Origin of the sequence: Collinsella sp. 4_8_47FAA, assembly GCF_000763055.1 — a bacterium.
In the GTDB taxonomy this organism is placed as follows: Bacteria; Actinomycetota; Coriobacteriia; order Coriobacteriales; family Coriobacteriaceae; genus Collinsella.
On sequence record NZ_KN214134.1, the window covers coordinates 710,697 to 736,177 of the forward strand.

At 61.6% G+C, this 25,481-nt stretch carries 17 protein-coding genes; 12 read left to right on the forward strand and 5 right to left on the reverse strand.

Translation table 11 applies throughout. From position 1 onward, the window contains the following. Positions 1–172 precede the first annotated feature (172 nt). Positions 173–1,108 carry a DMT family transporter gene (locus tag HMPREF9463_RS03230; protein ID WP_035137066.1) on the reverse strand — a complete coding sequence of 312 codons (936 nt, stop codon included), beginning with the start codon at positions 1,106–1,108 and terminating at the stop codon, positions 173–175. Positions 1,109–1,208: 100 nt separating this feature from the next. Beyond that, positions 1,209–4,955 carry a phosphoribosylformylglycinamidine synthase gene (locus tag HMPREF9463_RS03235; RefSeq protein ID WP_035137067.1) on the reverse strand — a complete coding sequence of 1,249 codons (3,747 nt, stop codon included), beginning with the start codon at positions 4,953–4,955 and terminating at the stop codon, positions 1,209–1,211. Between the two features lie 184 nt (positions 4,956–5,139). On the opposite strand from HMPREF9463_RS03235, the gene HMPREF9463_RS03240 reads away from it, so the two are divergent. Beyond that, positions 5,140–6,702, forward strand: a complete 1,563-nt coding sequence (locus HMPREF9463_RS03240) for a cation:proton antiporter domain-containing protein (RefSeq protein ID WP_035137068.1) — start codon at positions 5,140–5,142, stop codon at positions 6,700–6,702. A 343-nt stretch (positions 6,703–7,045) separates the two neighbouring features. Here HMPREF9463_RS03240 and HMPREF9463_RS03245 read toward each other — a convergent pair whose 3' ends face one another. Next, on the reverse strand, positions 7,046–7,795 hold the full coding sequence (locus HMPREF9463_RS03245) for an SDR family NAD(P)-dependent oxidoreductase (protein ID WP_035137070.1): 750 nt from the start codon (positions 7,793–7,795) through the stop codon (positions 7,046–7,048). A gap of 214 nt (positions 7,796–8,009) precedes the next feature. Further along, entirely contained in the window at positions 8,010–9,353 is a 1,344-nt protein-coding gene (locus HMPREF9463_RS03250) for a homoserine dehydrogenase (protein ID WP_035137072.1), read from the reverse strand. Between the two features lie 476 nt (positions 9,354–9,829). Here HMPREF9463_RS03250 and HMPREF9463_RS03255 point away from each other — a divergent pair, with 476 nt between their 5' ends. From HMPREF9463_RS03255 to HMPREF9463_RS03285, 7 genes are all read left to right on the forward strand, one after another. Beyond that, positions 9,830–11,017 (forward strand): ABC transporter substrate-binding protein, encoded by a 1,188-nt coding sequence (locus HMPREF9463_RS03255; RefSeq protein ID WP_035137075.1) that lies wholly within the window; start codon positions 9,830–9,832, stop codon positions 11,015–11,017. 139 nt (positions 11,018–11,156) lie between these two features. Then, a complete protein-coding gene (locus HMPREF9463_RS03260) occupies positions 11,157–12,038 on the forward strand; it encodes a branched-chain amino acid ABC transporter permease (RefSeq protein ID WP_035137220.1) in 882 nt (293 codons plus the stop codon). A 9-nt stretch (positions 12,039–12,047) separates the two neighbouring features. Next, entirely contained in the window at positions 12,048–13,127 is a 1,080-nt protein-coding gene (locus tag HMPREF9463_RS03265) for a branched-chain amino acid ABC transporter permease (protein ID WP_035137221.1), read from the forward strand. Beyond that, positions 13,117–13,977: an ABC transporter ATP-binding protein gene (locus HMPREF9463_RS03270; RefSeq protein ID WP_035137076.1), complete on the forward strand. Its 861-nt coding sequence runs from the start codon at positions 13,117–13,119 to the stop codon at positions 13,975–13,977. Before HMPREF9463_RS03265 ends, HMPREF9463_RS03270 begins: the two co-directional genes overlap by 11 nt. Positions 13,978–13,989: 12 nt before the next feature. Then, complete coding sequence (locus tag HMPREF9463_RS03275; protein WP_035137222.1) at positions 13,990–14,691, forward strand: ABC transporter ATP-binding protein; 702 nt, start codon at positions 13,990–13,992, stop codon at positions 14,689–14,691. 175 nt (positions 14,692–14,866) lie between these two features. Next, on the forward strand, positions 14,867–15,544 hold the full coding sequence (locus tag HMPREF9463_RS03280) for a copper homeostasis protein CutC (RefSeq protein WP_035137078.1): 678 nt from the start codon (positions 14,867–14,869) through the stop codon (positions 15,542–15,544). A 3-nt stretch (positions 15,545–15,547) separates the two neighbouring features. After that, the gene (locus HMPREF9463_RS03285; RefSeq protein ID WP_035137081.1) at positions 15,548–16,348 is read left to right on the forward strand and encodes a DUF4931 domain-containing protein; all 801 of its coding nucleotides are present in this window, start codon (positions 15,548–15,550) and stop codon (positions 16,346–16,348) included. 27 nt (positions 16,349–16,375) lie between these two features. Here HMPREF9463_RS03285 and HMPREF9463_RS03290 read toward each other — a convergent pair whose 3' ends face one another. Further along, positions 16,376–17,374, reverse strand: a complete 999-nt coding sequence (locus HMPREF9463_RS03290; RefSeq protein ID WP_035137082.1) for a bile acid:sodium symporter family protein — start codon at positions 17,372–17,374, stop codon at positions 16,376–16,378. 274 nt (positions 17,375–17,648) lie between these two features. On the opposite strand from HMPREF9463_RS03290, the gene recJ reads away from it, so the two are divergent. From recJ to fba, 4 genes are all read left to right on the forward strand, one after another. Beyond that, positions 17,649–20,936 (forward strand): single-stranded-DNA-specific exonuclease RecJ, encoded by a 3,288-nt coding sequence (recJ, locus tag HMPREF9463_RS03295; protein ID WP_035137084.1) that lies wholly within the window; start codon positions 17,649–17,651, stop codon positions 20,934–20,936. A gap of 15 nt (positions 20,937–20,951) precedes the next feature. Then, on the forward strand, positions 20,952–23,312 hold the full coding sequence (locus HMPREF9463_RS03300; RefSeq protein WP_035137085.1) for a RelA/SpoT family protein: 2,361 nt from the start codon (positions 20,952–20,954) through the stop codon (positions 23,310–23,312). Between the two features lie 82 nt (positions 23,313–23,394). Then, a complete protein-coding gene (locus tag HMPREF9463_RS03305) occupies positions 23,395–24,084 on the forward strand; it encodes an MBL fold metallo-hydrolase (protein ID WP_084591759.1) in 690 nt (229 codons plus the stop codon). A gap of 194 nt (positions 24,085–24,278) precedes the next feature. Further along, positions 24,279–25,145, forward strand: coding sequence for a class II fructose-1,6-bisphosphate aldolase (fba, locus tag HMPREF9463_RS03310; RefSeq protein ID WP_035137086.1), 867 nt, complete (start codon positions 24,279–24,281; stop codon positions 25,143–25,145). Positions 25,146–25,481: the final 336 nt, after the last annotated feature.

The following is a 25,481-nucleotide window of genomic DNA, read 5'->3' on the forward strand; positions in this document are numbered from 1 at the left end:
GTTGCGATGGTCGTGCGTCCCTTTTGCGTTTGTGGGGGCCACCGGCCATAATGCCCAGGCGCGGTGCGGCAAGACGGGCGTCTGCCGCCGCGACTCGGTACGAAATCAACGAGAACCAGTGTGCTCCATTAAGCTAAAGTGTGTGAAGGCTCTCTCTAAAAAGGTGAGCTCGCTAGGCTTTTTTGGGTTTGTTGACGATGATTATGCCGCCGCAGACCAACAGCAGGGCAACAAGTACGGTAACGGGGCTCGTGCCAGCGCCCTCGCCGAGCAGCAGCGCGCTCAGCAGCACGCCAAAGACGGGGTTCATAAACCCAAAGACCGAGACGCGGCTGACGGGGTTGACGGCAAGCAGGCGCGACCACAGCGAGTAGGCGACCGCGGAGATAAGCGCCATGTAGATGATGAGCGCGATGGCAGGGACGATCGCAGTAGGGTAGAGCGCACCGCCCATCAAAAAGCCGATGGCGGTGAGGACCAGGCCGCCGACTAAAAACTGCCAGCCGGCAAGCAAAACACCGTCGTGCTTGCGCGAGAAGATGCCGATCAGGCAGGTCGAAAGAGCACCCGCAACAGTGGAGGCTAGGATAAAGCCCTCGCCGTCGAGCGTAAAGCCAAAGGTGCCATCTGCGCCCGAGAGGTTGACGAGCGCGACGCCGGCAAAGCCCAGCGCACAGCCAAGCACCTTGACCGTATTGAGCTTCTCGGTGTGAAATGCCAGGGCGGCAAAGAGGATTGCGAGGAAGTTGGCGCTGGCCTCGATGATGGAGCTCGACATGGCGCTGGCGCGCGAGAGGCCCAGATAGAAAAAGAAGTACTGACCGATGGTCTGAAAGAGCGACAAGACAAAGATGGGCTTGATGTCGCGAGCCTGCGGAATGAGGGGGCGGCGTTGGGCCGCACTCATCCCAACGATAACCAAGGCGCCGGCAAGCGTGAAGCGCAAGCCCGCAAAGAGCAGCTGCGAGGCGCCGTCGTGCGTTGGGATACCAAAGAGCGCGTAGCCGATTTTGATACAGGGGAAGGCCGACCCCCAGAGTGCACAGCAAACAAGGCAGCCCAGGATGAGTCCGGGCAGGGTGGCGAGATATGGCTTGCGGCTTTGCATGATGTCCTTCCTGTATGCGCGAAGCAAAAAAAGAACCCGCCACCGGGGGTGCCGGTGGCGGGTGTTGTTACCCGAGGGGATTGTACCCGATGGGAAAGCTTTAGGCGAAGTAGGCTACGCCGCTCTCAAAGATCGGCATGAACTTGTCGCCGGGGACATGCTCGGGCACGTTGCGGTACAGGTTGTCGCCGCGACGCTCGGCATGGCCCATCTTGCCCAGGACACGGCCGTCGGGGCTCGTGATGCCCTCGATGGCGAGTGCGGAGCCGTTGGGGTTGACGGAGAGATCCATGCTGGGCTTGCCGTCCTCGCCCACGTACTGCGTGGCGACCTGGCCGTTGGCGATCAGCTGGGCGAGTACCTCGTCATTGGCGACAAAACGGCCCTCGCCGTGGCTGATGGCGACGGTGTAGGGGTCGTCGAGGCTGCACTGCGACAGCCACGGAGATAGGTTGGACGAGATGTGGGTGCGCACCAGGCGGCTCTGATGGCGACCGATGGTGTTGAACGTCAGCGTGGGCGCATCGGGCGTAGCGTCGACGATGTCACCGTAGGGCACCAGGCCGAGCTTGACCAGGGCCTGGAAGCCGTTGCAGATGCCCAGCATCAGGCCGTCGCGGGCCTTGAGCAGGTCGCGGACTGCCTCGGTGACCTCGGGAGCGCGGAAGAACGCCGTGATGAACTTGGCAGAGCCGTCGGGCTCGTCACCGCCCGAGAAGCCGCCGGGGATCATGACGATCTGGCTTGCGCGGATGCGGCGGGCAAGCTCGTGGGTGCTCTCGGCGACGGCCTCGGGCGTGAGGTTGTTGATCACGAAGGTGTCGGCCTCGGCACCGGCGGCACGGAAGGCGCGGGCGCTGTCGTACTCGCAGTTGTTGCCGGGGAACACGGGGATGATCACGCGCGGGCGGGCGATCTTGGCGCCGCCGTACACGTGGATGTCCTTGGCGCGGAAGTCGACGGTCTCGACCTCGGGGGTCTTGTCGGCGCTGCGGTAGGCGAAGACACCCTCGATGCCGCTCTCCCAGGCCTCCTGGAGCTCGGCGAGCTCGATGACCTCGGAGCCGGTGTCGATGACATAGCCCTCGACGGTGGTACCCAGGGGCTCGACGACAACGCCGTCGGCGACCTTGGGCAGCTCGGCGTCCTCGGCGAGCTCGACGATAAAGCTGCCATAGAGCGGGGTGAAGAGGCTCTCCACGTCCACGTCCTCGGCAAGCTCAATACCGATCTGGTTGCCGACGCACATCTTAAAGAGGCTTTCGGCGCCGCAGCCGTAGCCGGGCGTGGAGACGGCCAGGGCGTCGCCGGTAGCAGTGAGCGCCTCGACGGCGTCAAACGCGGCGAGCAGCTGCTGGGCATCGGGGCGGTAGTCCTCGCCGTAGGTGGCGGGGGCGATGCGGACGACGCGGTGCGTCAGGCCCTTGAACTCAGGGGAGACGGCGCGCGCCGCGCGGCCCACGGCCACAGCGAAGCTGATTAGAGTCGGCGGAACGTTGAGCTCGCCGGCCTCGTCCTCAAACGAGCCGCTCATGGAATCCTTGCCACCGATGGCGCCGGCACCCAGGTCGACTTGGGCCATGAGGGCGCCCAGGACGGCTGCCGTGGGCTTGCCCCAGCGCTCGGCCTCGGTGCGCAGGCGCTCGAAGTACTCCTGGAAGGAGAGATAGGCGCGCTTGTGCTCAAAGCCGGCAGCCACGAGTTTGGCGATGGACTCGACCACGGACAGGTAGGCGCCCGCAAACTGGTCGGCTTCCATCAGGTAGGGGTTGAAGCCCCATGCCATAGCGCTCGCCGTGGTGGTCTCGCCGTCCACGGGGAATTTGGCGACCATGGCCGAGCTCGGGGTGAGCTGCGTCTTGCCGCCAAAAGGCATAAGCACGGTTGCGGCACCGATGGTGGAGTCGAAGCGCTCGGAAAGGCCCTTGTTGGAGGCAACGTTGAGGTCGGTGACAAGCGAGGTCATGCGCTCGGCAAGCGTGGTGCCGGCCCAGCTGGGCTGCCACACGCTGCGGGCGCACACGTGGGCGACCTGGTGCTTGGGTGCGCCGTTGGAGTTGAGGAACTCGCGGGACAGGTCGACAATGGCGACGCCGTTCCAAGCCATGCGCATGCGCGGCTCGGCGGTAACCTCGGCGATAACGGTCGCCTCCAGGTTCTCCTCGGCGGCGTAGCCCATGAACTCCTCGACGTCACTGTCGGCGACGGCGCAGGCCATACGCTCCTGGGACTCGGAGATGGCGAGCTCGGTGCCGTCCAGGCCGTCGTACTTCTTGGTCACGGTATCAAGGTCGACATACAGGCCGTCGGCAAGCTCGCCTACGGCGACCGAGACGCCGCCGGCGCCAAAGTCGTTGCAGCGCTTGATCAGGCGGCAGGCGTCGCCGCGGCGGAACAGACGCTGCAGCTTACGCTCGACCGGGGCGTTGCCCTTCTGGACCTCGGCGCCCGAGGTCTCGATGGACTCGGTGTTCTGGGTCTTGGAGGAGCCGGTGGCACCGCCGATGCCGTCACGGCCGGTGCGGCCGCCCAGCAGGATGATCTTGTCGGTGGGGGCGGGGCACTCGCGGCGCACGTGGTTTGCCGGGGTAGCGCCCACGACGGCGCCAACCTCCATGCGCTTGGCCACGTAGCCGGGGTGATAGAGCTCGTTGACCTGGCCGGTGGCAAGGCCGATCTGGTTGCCGTAGCTGGAGTAGCCGGCGGCAGCGGTGGTCACGAGCTTGCGCTGCGGCAGCTTGCCTTCGAGCGTCTCGGAAACCGGGACGGTGGGGTCGCCGGCACCGGTGACGCGCATAGCCTGGTACACATAGCTGCGGCCCGAGAGCGGGTCGCGGATGGCGCCGCCCACGCAAGTGGCGGCACCGCCGAAGGGCTCGATCTCGGTCGGGTGGTTGTGGGTCTCGTTCTTAAACAGGAACAGCCAGTCCTGGTCCTCGCCGTCGACATCGACCTTCACCTTGACGGTGCAGGCGTTGATCTCCTCGGACTCGTCGACATCGGTCATGACGCCGGTCTTCTTAAGGTACTTGGCGCCGATGGTGCCCATGTCCATGAGGCAGACGGGCTTGGCGTCGCGACCGAGCTCGTGGCGCATCTCCATGTAGCGGTCGAAGGCCTGCTGCACCACGGCGTCGTCGATCGTCACGTCGTCCAGGACGGTGCCGAAGGTGGTGTGGCGGCAGTGATCGGACCAATAGGTGTCGATCACGCGGATCTCGGTGATGGTGGGGTCGCGGTCCTCATCGCGGAAGTACTGCTGGCAGAAGGCGATATCCGCTTCGTCCATGGCAAGACCGCGCTCGGAAATAAAGGCGGCAAGGCCGGCCTCATCGAGCTCGCGGAAGCCGTCGAGCACCTCGACGGGCTGGGGTTCGGGGGTCTCCATGTACAGCGTCTCGGGCAGGTCGAGCGAGGCGATGCGCGCCTCGACGGGGTTCACCACGTAGTGCTTGATGGCCTCGATGGCGGCTTCGTCCAGAGCGCCCGAGATCATATAGACCTTGGCGGAGCGCACGGCGGGGCGCTCGCCCTGGCTGATGAGCTGCACGCACTCGCTGGCGGAGTCGGCGCGCTGGTCAAACTGGCCAGGCAGGAATTCGACGGCAAAGACGGCGCCATCGCTTGCGGGGAGCTCGTCGTAGGTCACATCGACCTGGGGCTCGCTAAAGACGGTCGGCACGCAGGAGCGGAAAAGCTCCTCGTCGATGCCCTCGACGTCGTAGCGGTTGATGATCCTCAGGGCCTCGATGCCCTTGATGCCGAGAATTTCGGTCAGCTCGCCCTTGAGCTGCTGAGCCTCGACGTCGAACCCGGGTTTCTTCTCCACGTAGATACGAGAGACCATTGGTTCCTGCCTTCCTGATCGGTTGGGCGTACGGTACGGTATGCGGCAGCGGTCGGTTTGCGGGGTCTGCCCTGCGGTCGCCTTGAGCCACATGTTTGTAAACCTCACTATGATACGACAGCTCGCGGCGCGTTGAGGACGGCGAGGGTGCTACAGTGAAGCGCAAACAAGAGAAAGGCATCACATGGCATTCGTTTCACTCGCCATCATCGCGCTCGTGGCCTTTGCAAGCCCCTTCATCGCCTCGGCGATTCCCGGAAAACCCGTTCCCGAGACGGTCTTTTTGCTCGTGCTCGGCGCGGTGCTGGGACCTCATATGCTCGGCGTCATCCATGTAGATGCCGAGGTCTCGCTGGTGTCAGAGCTCGGCCTGGCCTTCTTGTTCTTGCTTGCCGGCTTTGAGATCGACCCCAAGAGCATCACGGGTGTGGAGGGGCGCTACGGCTTGGCGACGTGGGTCGTTACGTTTGGTATTGCCTGGCTTGCCGTGCGCTTTACCCCGTGGTTCTCGGTCAGTCATTTCGACGGTATCGCCGTGACGCTTGCCCTCACTTCTACGGCCCTCGGCACGCTCGTGCCCATCATGCGCGAGCGCTCGCTCACCGGCACGCGTGTGGGCGACTCGATTCTCGCGTATGGCACTTGGGGCGAGCTCGGTCCCGTGCTCGCCATGTCGGTGCTGCTGTCTGCTCGCACCGGCATCCAAACGCTCGTAATCCTTGGCTTGTTTGCGGTGGTTTGCGTGTTGCTGGCCGTGGTCCCAAGCCGCTCCAAGCGCGTCGGCAGCCGCTTCTTTGCGTTTGTCGAGGAGCGCGCCGATACCACGTCGCAGACCTTCGTGCGCCTGACGGTGCTCATCCTGGTCACGCTCGTGGCGTTCTCGGCCGTCTTTGATCTCGACATCGTGTTGGGTTCTTTTGCCGCCGGCTTTGTCCTGCGCTATATCATCCCCGAGGGCAACCATACGCTCGAGACCAAGCTCGACGGCCTGGCCTACGGCTTTTTGATTCCGGTGTTCTTTACCGTATCGGGCGCAAAGATCGACCTGACGGCCGTAGCGTCGCGCCCCGGGCTGCTCGCGGGCTTTATCGTGGCGTTGCTGATTATTCGTGCCGTGCCTATTCTCATCTCTATGAGCATTTGTCCTGCGACGCGCGACGTTTCGGCGTATGGTCGCATTACCGTGGCCCTGTACTGCACCACGGCGCTGCCGATTATCGTTGCCGTGACGAGCGTTGCTGTCAACGCGGGCGCGCTGTCGCAAGATATTGCGTCGGTCATGGTTGCCGCCGGCGCCATCACGGTGTTCTTGATGCCGCTGCTCGCACAACTCTTCTACCGCGTGGTCGACGCCGCACCGGTCGCTGCCGTGGCAGAGGTTGCCGAGCATCCATCCGATGCGCTCGACATCCTGCGCGCCCATCACGATTTGGCGAGCCTGCTCGCACGCGAGCACGAGCTGCTGACCTCGCATGGCCATGGTCGCGTATTCGAGGGCCTGCCTACGCTCGATACGATTGCCGAGCGTCTTTCCGCCGAGGCGGCAAGCGGGCACATCGATGCCCGTATCGTGGACGCCGCTCATTTGCTGGCCGAGAAGACCTATGGCGACGAGATCGACCCGTCCAAGCTGACTCCGCGTGAGCGCCGCCGCCTGGAGCGCGCCAAGCTCGCCGTGCACGAATACCGCCGCCGCATGCTGGAGCTCTACGCGCGCGATGAAGCCCAGGACGACGACGGTAAGTAGTCGATAGTCTCTCAAGGGAGTCGCGTCACGCTTTGAAGGCTCGAAATGGGATGTGGTTTCCGAAACAGGGGCCGTTGGGAAACGGTGTCCCGGAATGGGCGTCCAGAGTGGGACGCGCTTTCCGCGAGAGACCCGTTGCGGAAACCACTTCCCAGAATCTGCGTTCAAAACGGGACGCAGTTTCCGCAAGGAGGTCCTGGGGGAAACCGTGCCCCGTTCTGATCCGAAATTCTGGGACAGGCTTCCGCTTCAAACAGAAGAAGGCGCGCTGCCTGCGGTTGATGCAGGCAGCGCGCCTTTTGCGTTGAGCAATGTTGAGGCTAGGAGTCGTGGCTTGCGACCTTTAGGAGCGGGCGGCTCCGTCGACGGGGAGGATGGCGCCCGTGACATAGGAGGACATGTCGCTTGCCAAGAAGACAAAGGCGTTGGCGACATCCTCGGGCTCGCCCATGCGACCCAGCGGAATGGTGGCGATGATGGGCTTGATGACCTCTTCGGGCAGGTTGGCGACCATATCGGTCTTGGTTACGCCTGGGGCGACGGCGTTGACGCGAATACCCATGGGGGCGAGCTCGCGCGAGAGCGACTGGACCATGCCATTGACGGCAAACTTGGACGTGGGGTAACCGACGCCGGAGGGCTGGCCGTACTTGGCGACCATCGAGCTTGTGGTAGTGATGGTGCCGCCGTGGCCGGCCTCGGTCATGATCTTGGCGGCAGCCTGGTGGCCATTAAAGACAGCGACGACGTTAAGGTCCATGACCTTTGCGAACTCCTCGGCCGTGTAGTCCAAAAGGGGCGAGCGCTGGGAGATGCCGGCGTTGTTGACGACCGTATCGAGACCGCCCATGTCGGCTGCAGCCTGGGTAAAGGCCTCGGTCACGGCCTCGAGCGAAGTGAGATCGCAGGAACGGCCCCAGACCTTGGCGTCGGGATAGACAGCTGTCAGCTTCTCAACGGCTGCATCGGCAGTCTCCTGGCGCGAGCCAAAGACGGTGACGGCGGCACCCTCCTCGATAAAGCGGCAGGCGATGGCATAGCCGATACCGCGCGTGCCTCCGGTGACGATTGCTTTCTTGCCCTCGAGCAACATGGTGCCTCCATTCTTCGGGGGTGGACGTACGCAGCACAGCGTAGCGGTAGCCGGAATCGGCCGCGTTTGCATATCGGTGAACGGTAGCCCGCGTTACCGATGAGCGGCTTGCGCAAATGCGCCCTGCCGTTGTGCTTAGGGCAGGAGACAAAAGGGCTCCCGTCCCACATCGGACGGGAGCCCTCAAAGCGCGTATTGCTAGGCGATTGATGGACTAGTTCGCCATGACGCCTTCGGTCCAAGCCTCAACGTCCTCGATGCGCAGGACGTTGGCGACTTCGGCCACGCAGTCGACGCTGGCAAGCTCGGCGGCGGCAGCCTGGACGTCCTTCTCGAGCGCGCGGTGCGTCAGGAAGATGACCGAGCAGGCATCGCTGACACCCGACTTGCCGTCCTCGACCTGGTTGATGAGCGAGATCGAGATGTTGTGCTTGGCAAAGATGTCGACCGTCTCGGACAGGGCGCCCACGCGGTCGGCGACCTTCAGGCGCACATAGTACTTAGTCTGGAGCTCGTCCATGGGCTTAAAGGCGAGGTTGTGACCATAGGGCTCAATCTCGGGCAGCGGAGCCACACCGCGGCTGATCTGCTCGGAGAGCGACAGGATATCGCCCACGACGGCGCTCGCGGTGGGGAAGGAGCCTGCGCCGGCACCGTAGAACATGGTCTCGCCCACGGCGTCGCCTACCACGTAGACGGCGTTCATGGCGCCGTTGACCTTGGCGAGCATGTGATCGGCGGGGATCAGCGTGGGGTGCACGCGGACGTCGACGCCGGCGTCGGTGTTGCGGGCGATGCCGAGCAGCTTAATGGTGTAGCCGAGCTCGCGGGCTTGGGCGATGTCCTCGGCGCCGATGGTACGGATACCCTGCTGGTACACATCATCGGTGGTCACGCGGGTGCCAAAGCCGATGGAGGCAAGGATGGCCGTCTTGCTGGCGGCGTCGAAGCCGTCGACATCGGCGGACGGGTCGGCCTCGGCATAGCCCTTGGTCTGCGCGTCGGCAAGCACGTCAGCGTAATCGGCGCCCTCGGCGTCCATACGCGACAGGATATAGTTGGTGGTACCGTTGAGGATGCCGGCGATGGTCAGGATTTTGTTGCCCACCAGGTCGTGCTCGAGCGTGCTCACAATGGGGATGCCGCCGCCGCAGCTGGCCTCGCACTTAATCTGCACGCCGCACTCACGCGCCTTCTCGGCGAGCGTCTCGACATGGCGGCCCAGCAGGGCCTTGTTGGCAGAGACGACGTGCTTGCCGTGCTCGAAGGCGGTGGTGAAGATCTCGGTCGCGGGGTGCTCGCCGCCGATGAGCTCGACGACGATATCGACGGCGGGGTCGGTGACGACGTCATGCCAGTCACTCGTAAAGGCCTCGCGCTCAATGCCTGCCGCCTCGGCCTGCTCCCAAGCAAGCGCGCAGGCGCGGGTCAGCTTAAGGTCGATGCCGTAGGCTGCAAGGTACTCATCGTGGTGGCTCTTGATCAGACGAGCCACGCCGCCGCCTACGGTTCCCAGACCGATCAGACCGACGTTCACGGTGCGCAGGGGTTCGCTCATAGATAGCTCCTTCGTGCATCTTATGGATGGATTAACCGCTTAAAGGTTGAGTGCATTCTAGCGTGAACCGAGAGCGCGCGCTCGCCAGGCAACAGGAGTCGCACAAAACGGCACCCCCGAAACGCTGCGGAAACATTGGAAACATGCTCACTACATACGACCTACAGCCTATGTGATTCAGGACGGCAAGTACATCGCCGCCTAGGTGCGCACAAAACGCGAGTGGTGAGGCCGTTTTAATCAGGGCAAGGACGCTTGTAACAGAATGGAAACATTACTTTCACGTAATAAAGTGGCTAAACTGCATAAACCGACAGAAATACGCATGATTTTGGATAAATGGACAAAACAAAAGAAAAGTTGAAATAATCGCCACTTTTCTCAACTAAAGCGTCTACTATTTTGCGAACGCCGAACACGGCGAAGGATGGCCTGTCGGGTAACCGAAACCCGACGAGATTTGAGAGGAGAGCCGCATGTCGAGCCTCACCGGTAAGTCATTGAACCCTGTTATGAATCGCAGGAGCGTTATCGCGAGCGCAGCAGGTCTGGGGGCGATGTCCATTCTAGCCGGCTGCTCCTCCAACGGCGGCGATAGCGGTTCCGCTTCGGGCGACGCTTCGTTTAAGATCGGCACCATCGGCCCGCTGACCGGCGCCAACGCGTCCTACGGCAAGTCCGTTACCCAGGGTGTCGAGCTTGGCTGCAAGGATTTCTCGACCAAGGAGCTGCCGCTTGCCAGCAAGGCCGAGGATGACCAGGCCGACGGCGAGAAGGCCGTCAACGCCTTCAATACCCTGCTCGACTGGGGCATGCAGGCCCTCGTCGGCCCGACCACCACGGGTGCGTCGGTTGCCGTTGCCGCCGAGTGCGGTAACGACCCCAAGACGTTCATGATCACCCCGTCCGCGTCCTCCGAGGACGTCACCGACGGCAAGGATTGCGTCTTCCAGGTTTGCTTCACCGACCCCAACCAGGGTGTCAACGCTGCCAAGTTCCTGGCGCAGAAGTATGCGGACGAGAAGTTCGTGCTGTTCTATAACTCCGGCGACGCCTATTCTTCGGGCATCGCAGATTCCTTTAAGGCCCAGGCCGCTGAGTCCAAGCTCGAGATTGTTGACGAGGAGACCTTTAAGGACGACTCCGCCACGAGCTTTACCAACCAGCTGACCAAGGCCAAGCAGGCTGGCGCCACCATGATTTTTGCGCCGATCTACTATACGCCGGCGTCCGTCCTGCTCAAGAACGCCAAGGACATGGGCTACGATGTCAAGATGATGGGCTGCGACGGCATGGACGGTATCCTGGGCGTTGAGGGCTTCGATACCTCTCTTGCTGAGGGTCTGCTGCTCATGACCCCGTTCTCCGCCGACGACGAGAAGAACGCCGACTTCGTTAACGCTTACAAGGATAAGTACGGCGATACCCCCGACCAGTTTGCCGCCGACGCCTACGACGGCGTGCACGCTGTGGCCGAGGCCGTCAAGGAGGCCGGTCTTGGTGTCGACGCCGACCCGACCGAGGTCGCCGAGAAGCTGTCCAAGGCTATGCTCAAGATTACCGTTGACGGTCTGACCGGCAAGCTCACCTGGAACGATAAGGGCCAGGTTCAGAAGGAGCCCACGGCGTACGTCATCACCGACGGCAAGTACGTACAGGCTTAATTGGCCGCCTTACATAGAGCGGTTTTGATCCCAAGCAGGGGAGGTTTTGGCCTTCCCTGCTTGCTTGGTATCTAGGGACGATGTAACGTCCCTGTTTCATACATCAACTGGAAACCTATTCGAAAGGGGGATGTGGAACATGACGGTCTTTATCCAATACCTGGTCAACGGCCTGTCCATGGGCAGCGTCTACGCCATCATCGCGTTGGGCTACACCATGGTCTACGGTATCGCCAAGATGCTGAACTTCGCTCACGGCGACGTCATCATGGTCGGTGCCTATGTCTCGTTCTGCGCCACGTCGTATCTCGGCCTCCCGGGCTGGGTATCTGTAATTCTTTCTTGTGTGGTCTGCACGGTTCTCGGCGTTCTCATCGAGGGTCTGGCCTATAAGCCGCTGCGCCAAGCAGGCCCGCTGGCCGTTCTGATCACGGCTATCGGCGTGTCTTACTTCCTGCAGAACGCCGCGCAGCTTCTGTGGGGCGCCACGCCCAAGAACTTCACTTCGCTCGTCACCTTCCAGGTGCCGGAGTTCTTGGCCAAGTTCAACGTAAGCGCCGTCTCGCTCGTCACCATCGTCGCCTGCCTGGTTATCATGGCCGGCCTGATGTTCTTTACAGGTAAGACCAAGATGGGCAAGGCCATGCGCGCCGTGTCCGAGGACAAGGCCGCCGCTCAGCTCATGGGCATCAACGTCAACCGCACCATCTCGATGACGTTTGCCATCGGCTCGGCGCTTGCCGCCATCGCCGGCGTGCTCCTGTGCTCCTACTCGCCGGTGCTGCAGCCCACGACGGGTGCCATGCCTGGCATCAAGGCCTTCGACGCCGCCGTCTTCGGCGGCATCGGCTCCATCCCCGGTGCCTTTGTCGGTGGCATTCTCATCGGCATCATCGAGGCGATGGCGCAGGCTTACATTTCCACGAGCCTTGCCAACTCCATCGTCTTTGGTGTTTTGATCATCGTCCTGCTCGTCAAGCCTGCCGGCCTCTTGGGCAAGTACGTCCCCGAGAAGGTGTAGGTGAGCGTTATGAAGTTTCTTAAAGACAAGCAGACGCGTCACGACTTTGTCACGTACGCCATGTGCATCGTGGCCTTCGCCATCGTGTTCTTTATGCAGTCTAAACACATGATTCCGCGCATGATCGCCGGTCAGCTGGTTCCCATCACGGCCTATATCGTCATGGCCATTTCCCTCAACCTCGTCGTCGGCATCGCGGGCGACTTGTCGCTGGGCCACGCGGGCTTTATGAGTGTCGGCGCCTACACGGGCATCGTCACCGCCGTCGCGCTGGAGAGCGCCGTTCCCTCCGATCCGGTGCGCCTTATCATCAGCATCGTGGTCGGCGCTATCGCCGCTGCCATCTTGGGCTTCTTGATTGGTATCCCGGTCCTGCGCCTGAGCGGCGATTACCTGGCTATCGTGACGCTGGCCTTTGGCGAGATCATCAAAGAGATCGTCACCTGCCTCATTGTGGGCGTCGACTCCCGCGGCCTGCACGTGATCTTTAACATCACGGGCAACTCTACGATCGACGACCTGCACCTGCTCGAGGACGGCACCGCCATCATCAAGGGCGCCCAGGGCGCCTCGGGCGTGTCGACGTACTCGACCTTCCTCGCCGGTGCCATCCTGGTCATGGTCGCACTCGTGATCGTGCTCAACCTGGTTCGCAGCCGTACCGGCCGTGCCATTATGGCCGTGCGCGATAACAAGATTGCAGCCGAGTCCGTGGGCATCTCCGTCACCCAGTACCGCATGATCGCCTTCGTGGTTTCCGCTGCCCTCGCCGGTGCTGCCGGAGCTCTCTTCGGCGGTAACTTCTCGCAGCTCTCCGCCACCAAGTTCGACTTCAACACGTCCATCCTCATCCTGGTGTTCGTGGTCCTGGGCGGTCTGGGCAATATGCGCGGCTCCGTCATCGCGGCGGCATTGCTCACGGTGCTTCCCGAGCTGCTCCGTCAGTTCTCGGACTACCGCATGCTCATCTACGCCATCGTGCTGATTCTGGTCATGATCTTTACCAACAACCCGCAGCTCAAGGCGTTCTTCGGTCGCGTCAAGGACCGCTTTGCTTCCAAGAAGGAGGTGGCAGCCGATGCCCAGTAAATTTGAGTTCAACAAGGGCAAGATGGTCCCGTATCCTTCTGGCGCCATCGTTCCCGACCGCGACCTGGGCGAGCGCCCGGCACTCGAGTGCATCCACCTGGGCATTGAGTTCGGTGGCCTTAAGGCGGTCGACGACTTTAGCCTGACTATCGGCAAGACCGAGATCGCCGGTCTCATCGGCCCCAACGGTGCCGGCAAGACCACGGTCTTCAACCTGCTCACCAAGGTGTACCAGCCCACGCACGGCACCATCCTGCTCGACGGTGAGGACACTTCGGGCAAGTCGGTCTACCAGGTCAACCGCATGGGTATTGCCCGTACGTTCCAGAACATTCGCCTGTTCAACACCATGACGGTGGAGGACAACGTTAAGGTCGGCCTGCACAACCAGGAGCGCTACTCCGGCTTTGAGGGCGTGCTGCGCCTGCCGACGTATTGGAAGCACGAGAAGGCCGTCCACGAGCGCGCCATGGAGCTGCTGTCCATTTTTGATATGGAACACCTGGCAAATGAGCAGGCCGGATCGCTGCCTTACGGCGCACAGCGTCGTCTGGAGATCGTCCGCGCGCTTGCCACCAACCCCAAGCTGCTGCTGCTCGATGAGCCTGCCGCCGGCATGAACCCGTCCGAGACCGCGGAGCTTATGGAGAACATCGTCAAGATTCGTGACACCTTCGGCATCGCCATCATGCTTATCGAGCATGATATGTCGCTCGTTATGAACATCTGCGAGGGCATCTGCGTGCTCAACTTTGGCAAGGTCATTGCCAAGGGTACGGCCGAGGAGATCCAGAACAACGACGCCGTTATCGAGGCATATCTGGGCAAGCAGGATAAGGGGGAGAACTAAATGGCAGAGCCGATGCTTTCCGTCTACAACATCAACGTCTGGTACGGCGCCATCCACGCCATCAAGGACATCTCCTTTAACGTCAACGAGGGCGAGATCGTGGCCTTGATTGGTGCCAACGGCGCCGGCAAGTCCACGACGCTTAAGACCGTCTCGGGCCTGCTGCGTTCCAAGACCGGCTCCATCAAGTTTATGGGCGAGGACATTACCCATACGCCTGCCGACAAGCTGGTGGGCAAGGGCCTGGCTCAGGTTCCCGAGGGCCGTCGCGCCTTTTTGCAGATGACGGTTGAGGAGAACCTGGAGATGGGTGCCTATACGCAGCCCAAGTCCACGGTGGCTCCGGGCCTGGAGCGCGTCTACGAGCAGTTCCCGCGCCTGAAGGAACGTCGTCGCCAGGTCGCCGGCACCCTTTCAGGTGGCGAGCAGCAGATGCTCGTTATGGGGCGCGCCCTTATGAGTAACCCCAAACTGCTTATGCTCGACGAACCTTCCATGGGTCTGGCACCGATTCTGATCGAACAGATCTTCCAGATTGTCGAGGACCTGCACAAGGCCGGCACCACGGTGCTTCTGGTCGAGCAAAACGCGCAGATGGCGCTTTCTATCGCCACACGCGGTTACGTGCTCGAGACCGGCAAGATCACCATGACCGGCACCGGCCAAGAGCTCCTGCATGACGACAACGTCCGCAAAGCCTACCTCGGAGGCTAACCCACCTAACAAAAGGGGCGCTGACTGTCTCAGTCAGCGCCCCTTTTTAAGTTGCGGTGAAATAGGGACTGAATACGGGCTCCAGAGGCCAAATGAGTCCCTATTCCACCGCAACTTCATGGGGATGTGTGACAATGCCCGTCGGAAAACATCTGCTGTCTTTGGGGGTCTATCTATGCTGTACGAGTTTTGTGCCGAGAACTTTGAGCGGGTGCCGGCGGCTATCGATGCCGGTGCAAGGCGTATTGAACTGTGCGACAACCTTGCCGTCGGTGGCACTACACCCTCGGCCGGTGTTATCAGCGCTACAGTCAGCTATGCTCACGAGCATGACGCGCGAGTGATGTGCATGATTCGCCCGCGTGGCGGTGACTTTCATTACAACCAAGACGAGCTGCGCATGATGGAGATGGACCTGGGCCTTGCCGTAAGCGCCGGCGTTGACGGCTTGGTCTTTGGCAGCTGCAAGCCCTGCGCTGGCGGATGGGCGCTCGACGAGCTTACGTTGGGCGCTCTCGTGATGGCCGCGGGCTGCGCGACCGAGGAATGCAAGCGTGAGCCCATCGACATCACCTTCCACATGGCGTTTGATCAGCTCTCGCCCGAGGCTCAGCTCGACGCGATTGACACACTCGCCGACTGCGGCATCACACGCATCCTGACGCATGGTGGCGCTGCCGGTACGCCGATCGAGGACAACTTCGAAAACCTGGCCCGCTTGATCGAGTATGCGGGCGACCGCTTGACCATCCTTCCCGGCGGCGGCATTTCCACGGCCAACCGCGATACCGTGGCGGCGGCACTGGGCGTCTCCGAGCTCCATGGCACAAGGATCGTACCGCTGGGGGTGTAGCCCGTGGCGCTTGTATTCGATGTTCAGCAGGCGAGCGGCAAGCCCGACGACAACCGTCGCCCCGGTACCGCGTGCCCCTTTTGCAACACGGAGGGGCTCACCAACATCATCCAGCGCGACGGTGACTGCATCTGGCTCGAGAATAAGTTCAAAACCCTGCGCGCCACCCATCAAACCGTGCTGATCGAGTCGGCCGATCACGATGCCGACCTGGTGACCTATGAGCCGGATGAACTCCACCATGTGATGCGGTTTGCTCTGGGTTGCTGGCAGCGGATGATCGACTCGCAGCAGTATCGAAGCGTGCTCATGTACAAGAACAAGGGTCCGCTTTCGGGCGGCAGTCTCGTTCATCCGCACATGCAGATTGTGGGTTTGGAGCAGGAAGACGGCTACACTTCGCTGACTTCTGCCAATTTCGAAGGCATCAATGTCTGGCAACAGGGGAGGATTTCGGTCAACATCTCAACCGAACCCATCATGGGGTTCTTTGAGGTCAACGTTTCAGCCCCGCAGGGAATCGCTGCCAGCGATGACACTAGAGACCAAGCCGAGGCGGATCTCTTCGCCGATGCGATCCAGGTGGCTCTGCGCTATATCCTGAACGAGCACCACGGCGGTCGCGCAGAGTCGTACAACCTGTTCTTCTATCACCTGGGCGGTCGGACCATTGCCAAGGCGCTGCCGCGTTGGGTGGTTTCGCCCTACTTTGTCGGGTATCGGCTGGCTCAGGTCAATGCTGAGACCACGCTCGATGTCGATGCAGAGCGACTCCGTGCACATCTGGAGGCGCTCACATCGTAAAGTGAGCGCCCGCACACTGCGGGCAGTCTAGCGTGCCATGGCGTTGCGGCCGGCCTCGACCCGCTTGCACTGGGCGGCGCGCTCCTCGCCGGTCAGACGCTCAAAGAGATGCCCGATAAGCGAGGCGAGTACCTGCTGAAACAGCGTTCCGCACATGACGGGAAACACGACTTCGCCCGGAAAGTACTGCGTGGCGATGACGGCGCCCGAAGAGATGTTACGCATGCCGCAGGTAAAGCACATGGTGGTCGTCTCGCTATATGGCAGATGCAGCGCATGGGCGACCAGAAAACCGACGACAAAGCCACTGATGGCGAAGACCAAAATAAAGAGGGCGACTTCCAAGCGCACCGCGTTCATGTGCAGCACGTACTCGCTCATGGCGGTGGAGTTGGAGGCGATAACGCCCATCATCATGAATTTGCAGGCGGGCGAGAGCACGGGGGAGAGCTTCTCGTGTCCCCATCCACGCGTGAGCTCGTTGATCACGATGCCGAGCACGGCGGGGATGGCGATCATAAAGGCCATGTCTTGCATCATACTCGGCACATCGATCGAGACGGTGGCACCCAGCAAGAGCTTAAGCGTGAGCGGAATCGTCACAGGGGAGATAACCGAGGACGTCAGGATGATGGTGAGCGCGAGCGGGCCGTTGCCGCCGAACATGCTGATCCACATAAAAGCGGTGACGGCCACGGGCACGCTGTACTCGAGCACGATGCCGCAGACAAGGTTGGGGTTGGAGCCAAAGAAGAGTGACCCTATGGCATACGCCGCGATGGGAATAAGCACTGCCGAGACCAGCAGCGCCAGAATCAGGTGCAGCGGACGGTGGAACACCTCGGCTACCTGGTGAAAAGTGTTGCTGAGCGCGCCCTGAAACGTCATAAAGGCGAAGAGGGCGGGAACAATGGGCTTGAGCACGCCGATCTGCTGGGGAAAGAGCACGCCGAGCGCCACGCAAATCGGAACGATGATCTGCATATGCCCCGCGAGGAACTTTCCCAGTCCAGCCCATTGCTTCATATGTCCCGTGACTCCCTTTATCCGCGAACTCGTTTGTATGGATATGCTAGACGCTCGTATGCGTCCGTGCGGCTGAAACGCTCGATTATTTCGAGGCCATTACCGCCATCGTTTGCCGAAACCGCGGCGCACCGCGGCGTTTTGCGTCCGCGCTGCACGGTATAATAAATCCGTTCAACAGATCTGCCTGCCGAAGCGGGCATACACAGAGGACTCATCGCTATGAACCGTGAGAGGTATCGCGGCGACCTGCCCCTATCAGGGGTGGGTGCCTATGTCATCGCTTAAGACGACGCATCGCTGGGCGGTCGCTCAGCAAAACCCTGAGCTCGAAAAGGAGCTTTCGGCTGGTCTGGGCATTCCCGGGCTGGTGGCGCGCATTATGGTCGCGCACGGCATTGACTCCATCAAAGAGGGCCAATTGTTTTTGACACCTTCGCTCGATCGCGACTGGGCCGACCCACTCATTATCCCGGGCATGTCGGTCGTTGCCGACCGCGTCGAGCGTGCTATTCGCAACCACGAGCACATTGCGGTCTTTGGCGATTTTGACGTTGACGGTATTACGTCGACCTGCCTGTTGACCGAGGCGCTGCGCACGTTTGGCGCCGATGTCACGCCGTTTATTCCGCATCGCTTTGATGAGGGCTACGGTCTTTCGCGCGCGGCACTCGATCGCGTTAACGAGCTCGCTCGCCCCCAGCTGATCGTGACCGTCGATAACGGCATTGCCGCCAAGGAAGAGGTTTCCTATTTGGAGGACCTGGGGATCGATTTGGTGGTCACGGACCATCACGAGCCCTCCGACCAGGTGCCGCAGGGTGTGCCCCTGACCGACCCCAAGCTCGAGGACGAGGGCCCCTCGCGCGAGCTTGCCGGTGCTGGTGTGGCGCTCAAGCTGGTGCAAGTCCTGGGTGAGCGCCTGGGCAAGCCGTCGTATTGGCGTTCGCTAATCGAGGTCGCGGCGCTGGGCACCGTGTCCGACATGATGCCGCTCACGCCCGAGAACCGCGCGCTGGTTGCCGAGGGCATCCAGCAGATGCGCGTAACCGCTCGCCCCGGCTATATCGCGCTTGCCGCGCTTGCCAAGGCGGACCTTTCGAGCATTACGGCGGATGGCCTGTCATTCTCGCTCATTCCCCGCTTAAACGCTGCCGGCCGCATGGCCGATCCCAAGCTGGCGCTCGACCTGCTGCTTGCCCGCAATCCCATCGAAGCAAGCGCGCTGGCGGCTGAGCTCGAGGAAATCAACCGCCAGCGCCGTGAGATCGAGGCGGAGCTCACGCGCGATGCCATGGCAAAGGTCGAGGAGACCTATGACGGCGGGCGCGCGATCGTTGTGGGCGGCGAAGGCTGGCACGAGGGCGTCAAGGGTATCGTGGCAAGCCGTCTGACCAACCGCTATCACGTGCCGGCGCTGCTGTTCTCGATCGAGGACGGTATCGCGCGCGGCTCTGGTCGCTCGGTGGGCAAAGTTAACCTGTTTGACGCCGTCGAGCGCTGTTCCGACCTGCTGATTCGTCGCGGCGGACATGCCGGTGCGGTGGGTGTGACCATCGAGGCATCCAAGCTCGATGAATTCCGTCGTCGCCTTTCCGCCGTGCTATCGGAGATTCCCGCTGAGGACTTTGAAGACATCGACGAGGTTGCCGCCACGGTCGACCTTTCCGAGCTGAATATCGAGACTATAGAGCAGATTTCCCGTCTTGAGCCGTTTGGCCAGGGCAACAAGGTGCCGCTGCTGGCCGCCGAGGGCGTGACGATGTGCGATCGCGCCGTGGTGGGCAAAACCGGCGAGCACATGCGCTTTGTGGCGACCGATGGCGCCGCGAGCGTGCCGGCCATCATGTTCCGCGTGCCGCAAATCGATAAGCTCATCAACTGCGATAGCGCTGTCGACTTGGTGTTCGAGGCCGTTGCCGAGCATTGGCAGGGGCGTGTGAAGCCCAAGCTCATGATCAAGGATATTCTGGTCCGCGATACCACGCTGCCCGGCGTCGACGATCCGGCATGCGAGCTTCGTCGTGGCGTACAGCCGGCGGATTCTGGCCTGCGCCTGGAGTCCCGCAAGCGCCAAACGCTCGCCCAGCTTTCCTATACCGAGCTGACGCGCTCGCTTATCCATAGCTTTATCGGCTCGAACCGGCCGCACCGCGCGCAAGTTGAGGCGCTCGACGCGCTCGCAGACCACCAGAGCGTTTTGGCCGTTATGGGGACGGGGCGTGGCAAGTCTCTTATCTTCCATGTGCATGCCGCGCGCGAGGCGGTCCTTCGCGGGCGTGCGAGCATCTTTGTCTATCCGCTGCGCGCGCTCGTTGCCGACCAGGCCTATCACCTCTCGTCGACGATGGCCGCGCTCGGCATTGGCGTCGGCGTGCTGACCGGCGAGACCGTGGAGGCGGCGCGCGATGACGTGTTTGCCGGCTTGGCTTCGGGCCGCACCGGCATCGTGCTCACGACGCCCGAGTTCCTGTCCATTCACCGCGACCGCTTTGCGCGTTCGGGACGCATCGGTTTTGTCGTTATCGATGAGGCGCACCACGCCGGCCTTGCCAAGGGCGGCGACCGCAGCGCCTATCTTGACATGCCCGATATCCTCAAAGCCCTGGGCGACCCGGTCGTTATGGCTGCGACGGCCACCGCGACGGCTCCGGTCGTGGCCGAGCTTGCCCGCATGTTGCCGATCACTCGCACGGTGGTCGACGAGACGGTGCGCGAGAACCTGCAGCTCGAGGACGACCGCGACCTTGCGAGCCGCGAGAACCGTTTGGTGTCGATCGTGGCGACGGGGGAGAAGACCGTCATTTACGTCAATTCGCGCGACCAGTCCGTGGCGCTTGCCAAGACACTGCGCAAGCGTGTGCCCGATTGCGCAACCCATATCGCGTTCTATAACGCGGGGCTTGCGCGTTCCGATCGCCGTCGCGTGGAGGAAGCATTCCGAGACGGCAGCCTCAGCTGCATCGTCTCGACATCTGCCTTTGGCGAGGGCGTCAACCTGCCCGATATCCGCCATGTCGTGCTCTATCACATGCCGTTTGGCGGCATTGAGTTTAACCAGATGAGCGGCCGCGCCGGTCGCGATGGCCAGCCCGCCGTGATCCACCTGCTCTATTCGTCGCGCGATGCCCGCATTAACGAGCGCCTGCTCGACTGCTACGCACCCGAGCGCGACGAGCTCGTCACACTCTATCGCGCGCTGCAGACCATGTGGCGCTCCAACCGCGGCAAGACCGGGGATGATTCATTCTGCGCAAGCGATATCGACATCGCGCAGATGTGCCTTGCCATCGATGCTCGCACGCCGGTCGACGAGCGTTCGGTGGAAAGCGGCCTGGGAATCTTCGAAGAGCTTGGTTTCTGTCGCGTTTCGGGGTTTGACGACACTCGTCGTATCGCGATGGCCGAAAACCCCGGCCGCGTGCAATTGAGCAGGTCAATTCGCTATTTGGAGGGCTTGCGCTCGCGCATGGAGTTCTCGGCTTTCCGGAGCTGGGCGCTCGATTCGTGCGCTTCTGATATGCTAGCCAAAGTTAACCGCCCGATCGTACCGCGGGCCTAGGGGAAGGGGACCTCGATGGATGCCGCAGCCCGTACCGCCCATGATTCCACCCTCCAGCCGTTTTCGGAGATGGAGCACTATAAGCATGCCGATGAGCTGCCGCCCGAGATTATGGCGGACAGCTACGACAAGCTGGAGCGCCTGTGCCTCAAATATATGAATGAGGACGACTTCTCCAAGGTGGAGCAGGCCTACTGCTTTGCCGCCGAGAAGCATTGCAACCAAAAGCGGCGCTCGGGTGAGATGTACATCAACCATCCCGTCGAGGTGGCCATCATTCTGGCCGATCTCAAGATGGACTGCGATGTGGTGTGCGCCGCGCTGCTGCACGATACCGTCGAGGATACTGAGACCTCGCTCGCCGATGTTTCCGGCCTGTTTGGCGATACGGTGGCCGAGCTCGTCGATGGCGTGACCAAGCTCACCAACATCGAAGTCGACAGCATGGACGAGAAGCAGGCGCTCACGCTGCGCAAGATGTTCCTTGCCATGTCCAAGGACATTCGCGTCATCATCGTTAAACTTGCCGACCGTCTGCACAACATGCGTACGCTGGCGGCCCTGCGCGAGGATCGTCGCCTGTTTAAGGCTCGCGAGACCATGGACGTGTACGCGCCCTTGGCCGACCGCCTGGGCATGAGCTCTATTAAGTGGGAGCTCGAGGACCTGTCCTTCTTCTACCTGGAGCCCGATGCCTACCAGCGCATCGCGCGCATGGTGGCGGAGTCGCGCGAGGTCCGCGAGCGCTACCTTGCCGAGACCATCAAGACGCTTACCGATGAGCTCAACCGCATTGGTCTGGAGGACTTCCAGATCAACGGCCGCTCCAAGCACTATTGGTCCATCTACCAAAAGATGAAGCGCAAGGGCAAGGAGTTCTCCGAGATCTACGACCTGGTGGCGCTGCGCGTTGTTACCCATTCGGTGCGCGATTGCTACTCCACGCTCGGTGCGGTGCATACGCTGTGGCACCCTATGCCTGGTCGCTTTAAAGACTATATCGCCATGCCCAAGGTCAATAACTACCAGTCGCTCCACACGACGGTCATCGGCCCCACGGCTCGTCCGCTCGAGATTCAGATTCGAACCTACGAGATGCATGAGCAGGCCGAGTACGGCATTGCCGCCCACTGGCTCTATAAGAAGTCGGGCGGATCGTCTGCTTCCAAGACCAATGACGCTCAACGTTTGGACGACCAGATTAACTGGCTTAAGCACTCACTCGATTGGGCTGCGTCTGATGAGATTACCGACGCCAAGGAATACCTGCATTCGCTGAAGGTCGACCTCTTCGATCAGGAGATCTTCGTCTTCACGCCCAAAGGCGAGGTCATGGCGCTTCGTGCCGGCTCCACGCCGCTCGACTTTGCCTATGCCGTTCACACCGAGGTGGGAAACCATTGCGTCGGCGCCAAAATCAACGGTGCGGTGGCTCCGCTCACGCACGAGATCAAGACGGGCGACCGCGTTGAAATCCTGACTAACAAGAGTTCCAAGCCGTCGCGTGATTGGCTCAAGATCGTCAAGACGCCTTCCGCCAAGTCAAAGATCCGTCGCTACTTTGCCGCCGCGACTAAGGACGACGACGCTGCCGCCGGCCGCGATATGCTGGCCAAGGACCTGCGCAAGCGCGGGTATGGCATCTCCACGCCGCGCTCCACGCGTGCGCTCAATGCCGTGGCGGAGCAGTTTAACTTCAAGCAGCTCGAGGACCTGTTTGCCGCCGTCGGTGCCGGCAAGGTTGCCCCGCGCGCTGTGGGCAATAAGGTCGAGCAAATCTTGGACCCCAAGCCCGAGGAACAGCTCACCAAGGCCGAGGCTATCGCCGAGGTCGTGAAACAGCCTGCTCGCGGCTCCAACCGCAAGCCGCAAAAGCGCGGCAAGAGCGCAAGTAACGGCATTATCGTCAAGGGCGAGAGCAACAGCGGCCTGCTGGTCCGTCTGGCTCATTGCTGCAACCCCGTGACGGGCGACGACATCGTCGGCTTCATCACGCGCGGTCGTGGCGTTTCGGTACATCGCGCCAATTGCCCCAACGTCAAGGGCCTCATGGAGCACCCCGAGCGCATGATTGACGTAGAGTGGGATGGTGCTGCCGATACACTTTTCCAGGTCGAGATCGTGGTCGAGTGCCTGGACCGCATGGGCCTGCTCAAGGACGTCACCATTGCCATTGGCGATGCAGGCGGCAATATCCTTTCCGCCGCCACCTCGACCAACCGCGAGGGTATTGCAACTCTGCGCTTTATGGTCGAGATCTCGGACGCGAGTGGTCTGGATCCGCTGCTGGCTTCCATCAGCAGCGTCGATTCGGTCTACGACGCTCGCCGTCTTATGCCCGGCGAGGGCGGAGCGCAACTCAAGCGCCGTGTGTAGGTGCGAGAGCCTCTCAGCATCATAGATATTGGTTACGTTCGAGGCATCGTTTGGTGCCTCGAGCGTATTTTAGAAGGAGGGTATGCGCGTGGACGATATGACTTTGGACCTGACACCCCGAGGCGCGGCTTCGATTGAGGCGCTCGTCAACGGCCCGATTCAGACCAACAGCTACGCCGTGATTTCGAATGACGAGTGCTTAATCGTCGATCCGGCGTGGGAGGGCGAGCGTCTTGTGGAGCATATCCGCACCGCGCATCCCGAGGTGCGCGTACTCGGCTCTGTCTGCACGCACGGTCATGCCGACCATGTTGGCGGGGTTGCCGGGGTTCGAGCTGTCGTTGGCGACAGCGCACTATATGAGTTGTGCGCTAAGGACGTGACGGTACCTCGCGCAAATATCGAGGAGCAGCGCGCCATGTGGGGTATCGAGACGCCCGATCCGGGTGAGCCGACGCGTTTGCTTGCCGAGGGCGATACAATCGAGGTGGGCGACGTCTGCCTGCAGGTGATCGAGGCACCGGGGCATACGCCGGGCGGCATCGTCCTGTTCGCCGCGACCGAGCAGGGGAACATCGCCTTTGTGGGCGACACGCTTTTCCCGGGCAGCCACGGTCGCACCGATCTTTCCGGCGGTGACGAGGCGGCGATTATGCGCTCGCTCTCCAAACTTGCCAAGATGCTTCCGCCCGATACCGTTTGCTTGACGGGCCATGGCGATTCGACCACGATGGCGCGCGAACTTATGCAGAACCCGTTTATGCAGATGTAGGCTCGAAGCCGTCTGTCGAACCACGAAGACCGCTCAATCGTCAAGATATTTTCCCCAGTGGGTCGATTCTGTGGGGCAAACGGTCAAAATTTGTCCAATCGGATGGTATTCGTGAACAAACGAACGTTTATGCTCGGGTATGTCGTGGTAAAATCTCAGGCGTTATCGGAGCAACCTTACAGGAGGTTTCTTTTATGCTCGTCAACGCAGCAGACATGCTCAAGAAGGCCGAGGCCGGCAAGTACGGTCTCGGTGCCTTCAACACCAACAACCTCGAGTGGACCCTGGCTATTCTCCAGGCCGCCGAGGAGGCCAAGTCTCCGCTGATCCTTCAGTGCACCGCTGGTGCCGCTAAGTGGATGGGCGGTTTCAAGGTCTGCGCCGACATGGTCAAGGCTGCCGTCGAGGCCACGGGCGTTACCGTTCCCGTCGCCCTTCACCTCGATCACGGTTCTTACGAGGACTGCTTCAAGTGCATCGAGGCCGGCTTCACGTCCATCATGTATGACGGCTCTCACGAGGAGACCTTCCAGCTTAACCTCGACCGCACCAAGGAGCTCGTTGAGCTTGCCCACTCCAAGGGCATGTCCATCGAGGCCGAGGTCGGCGGCATCGGCGGCACCGAGGACGGCGTGACCTCCAGCGGCGAGCTCGCTGATCCTGCTGAGTGCAAGCAGATTGCTGACCTGGGCGTCGACTTCCTCGCCTGCGGTATCGGCAACATCCACGGCGTGTACCCTGCCGACTGGGCTGGCCTTTCCTTCGAGCGCCTGGGCGAGATCAAGGCTCAGACCGGCGACCTGCCCCTCGTCCTGCACGGTGGCACCGGCATCCCCGAGGATCAGATCAAGAAGGCCATCTCCCTGGGTATCTCCAAGATCAACGTCAACACCGATCTGCAGCTCGTCTTTGCCAAGGGCGTTCGCGAGTACATCGAGGCTGGCAAGGATCAGCAGGGCAAGGGCTTTGACCCCCGCAAGCTCCTCAAGCCTGGTCGCGACAACATCGTTGCCCGCACCAAGGAGCTCATGGAGGAGTTTGGCTCCGTCAACAAGGCGTAAGCGTCGCTAAACTTCCCGTCGGAAGCCCCGTCCCCCTACACTGTTTCCTTTGCGCTCACCTGGCTTCGCCAGAAGTCGCGCCAAGGAAACAGTTCCGGGGGACGGGGCTTCCTTCGTTTAACGCCGCAGGGTTACGAGTCTGAATTAAGATGGCTACTGGCTTTGCCAGAAGTCGCGCGACGGAATCAGCTCCGGGGAAACGGGGCCTCCTTTGTTAACTCGCTACAGGGTTACTGGGCTGAATTCATTTTTAGAGGTACCGTTTATCGGTGTTGAGGGTTCCTTTATTGGGGCTTTCTTTTTTATCTCGCTACAATGGGCTTCAAGAGTTCTAAT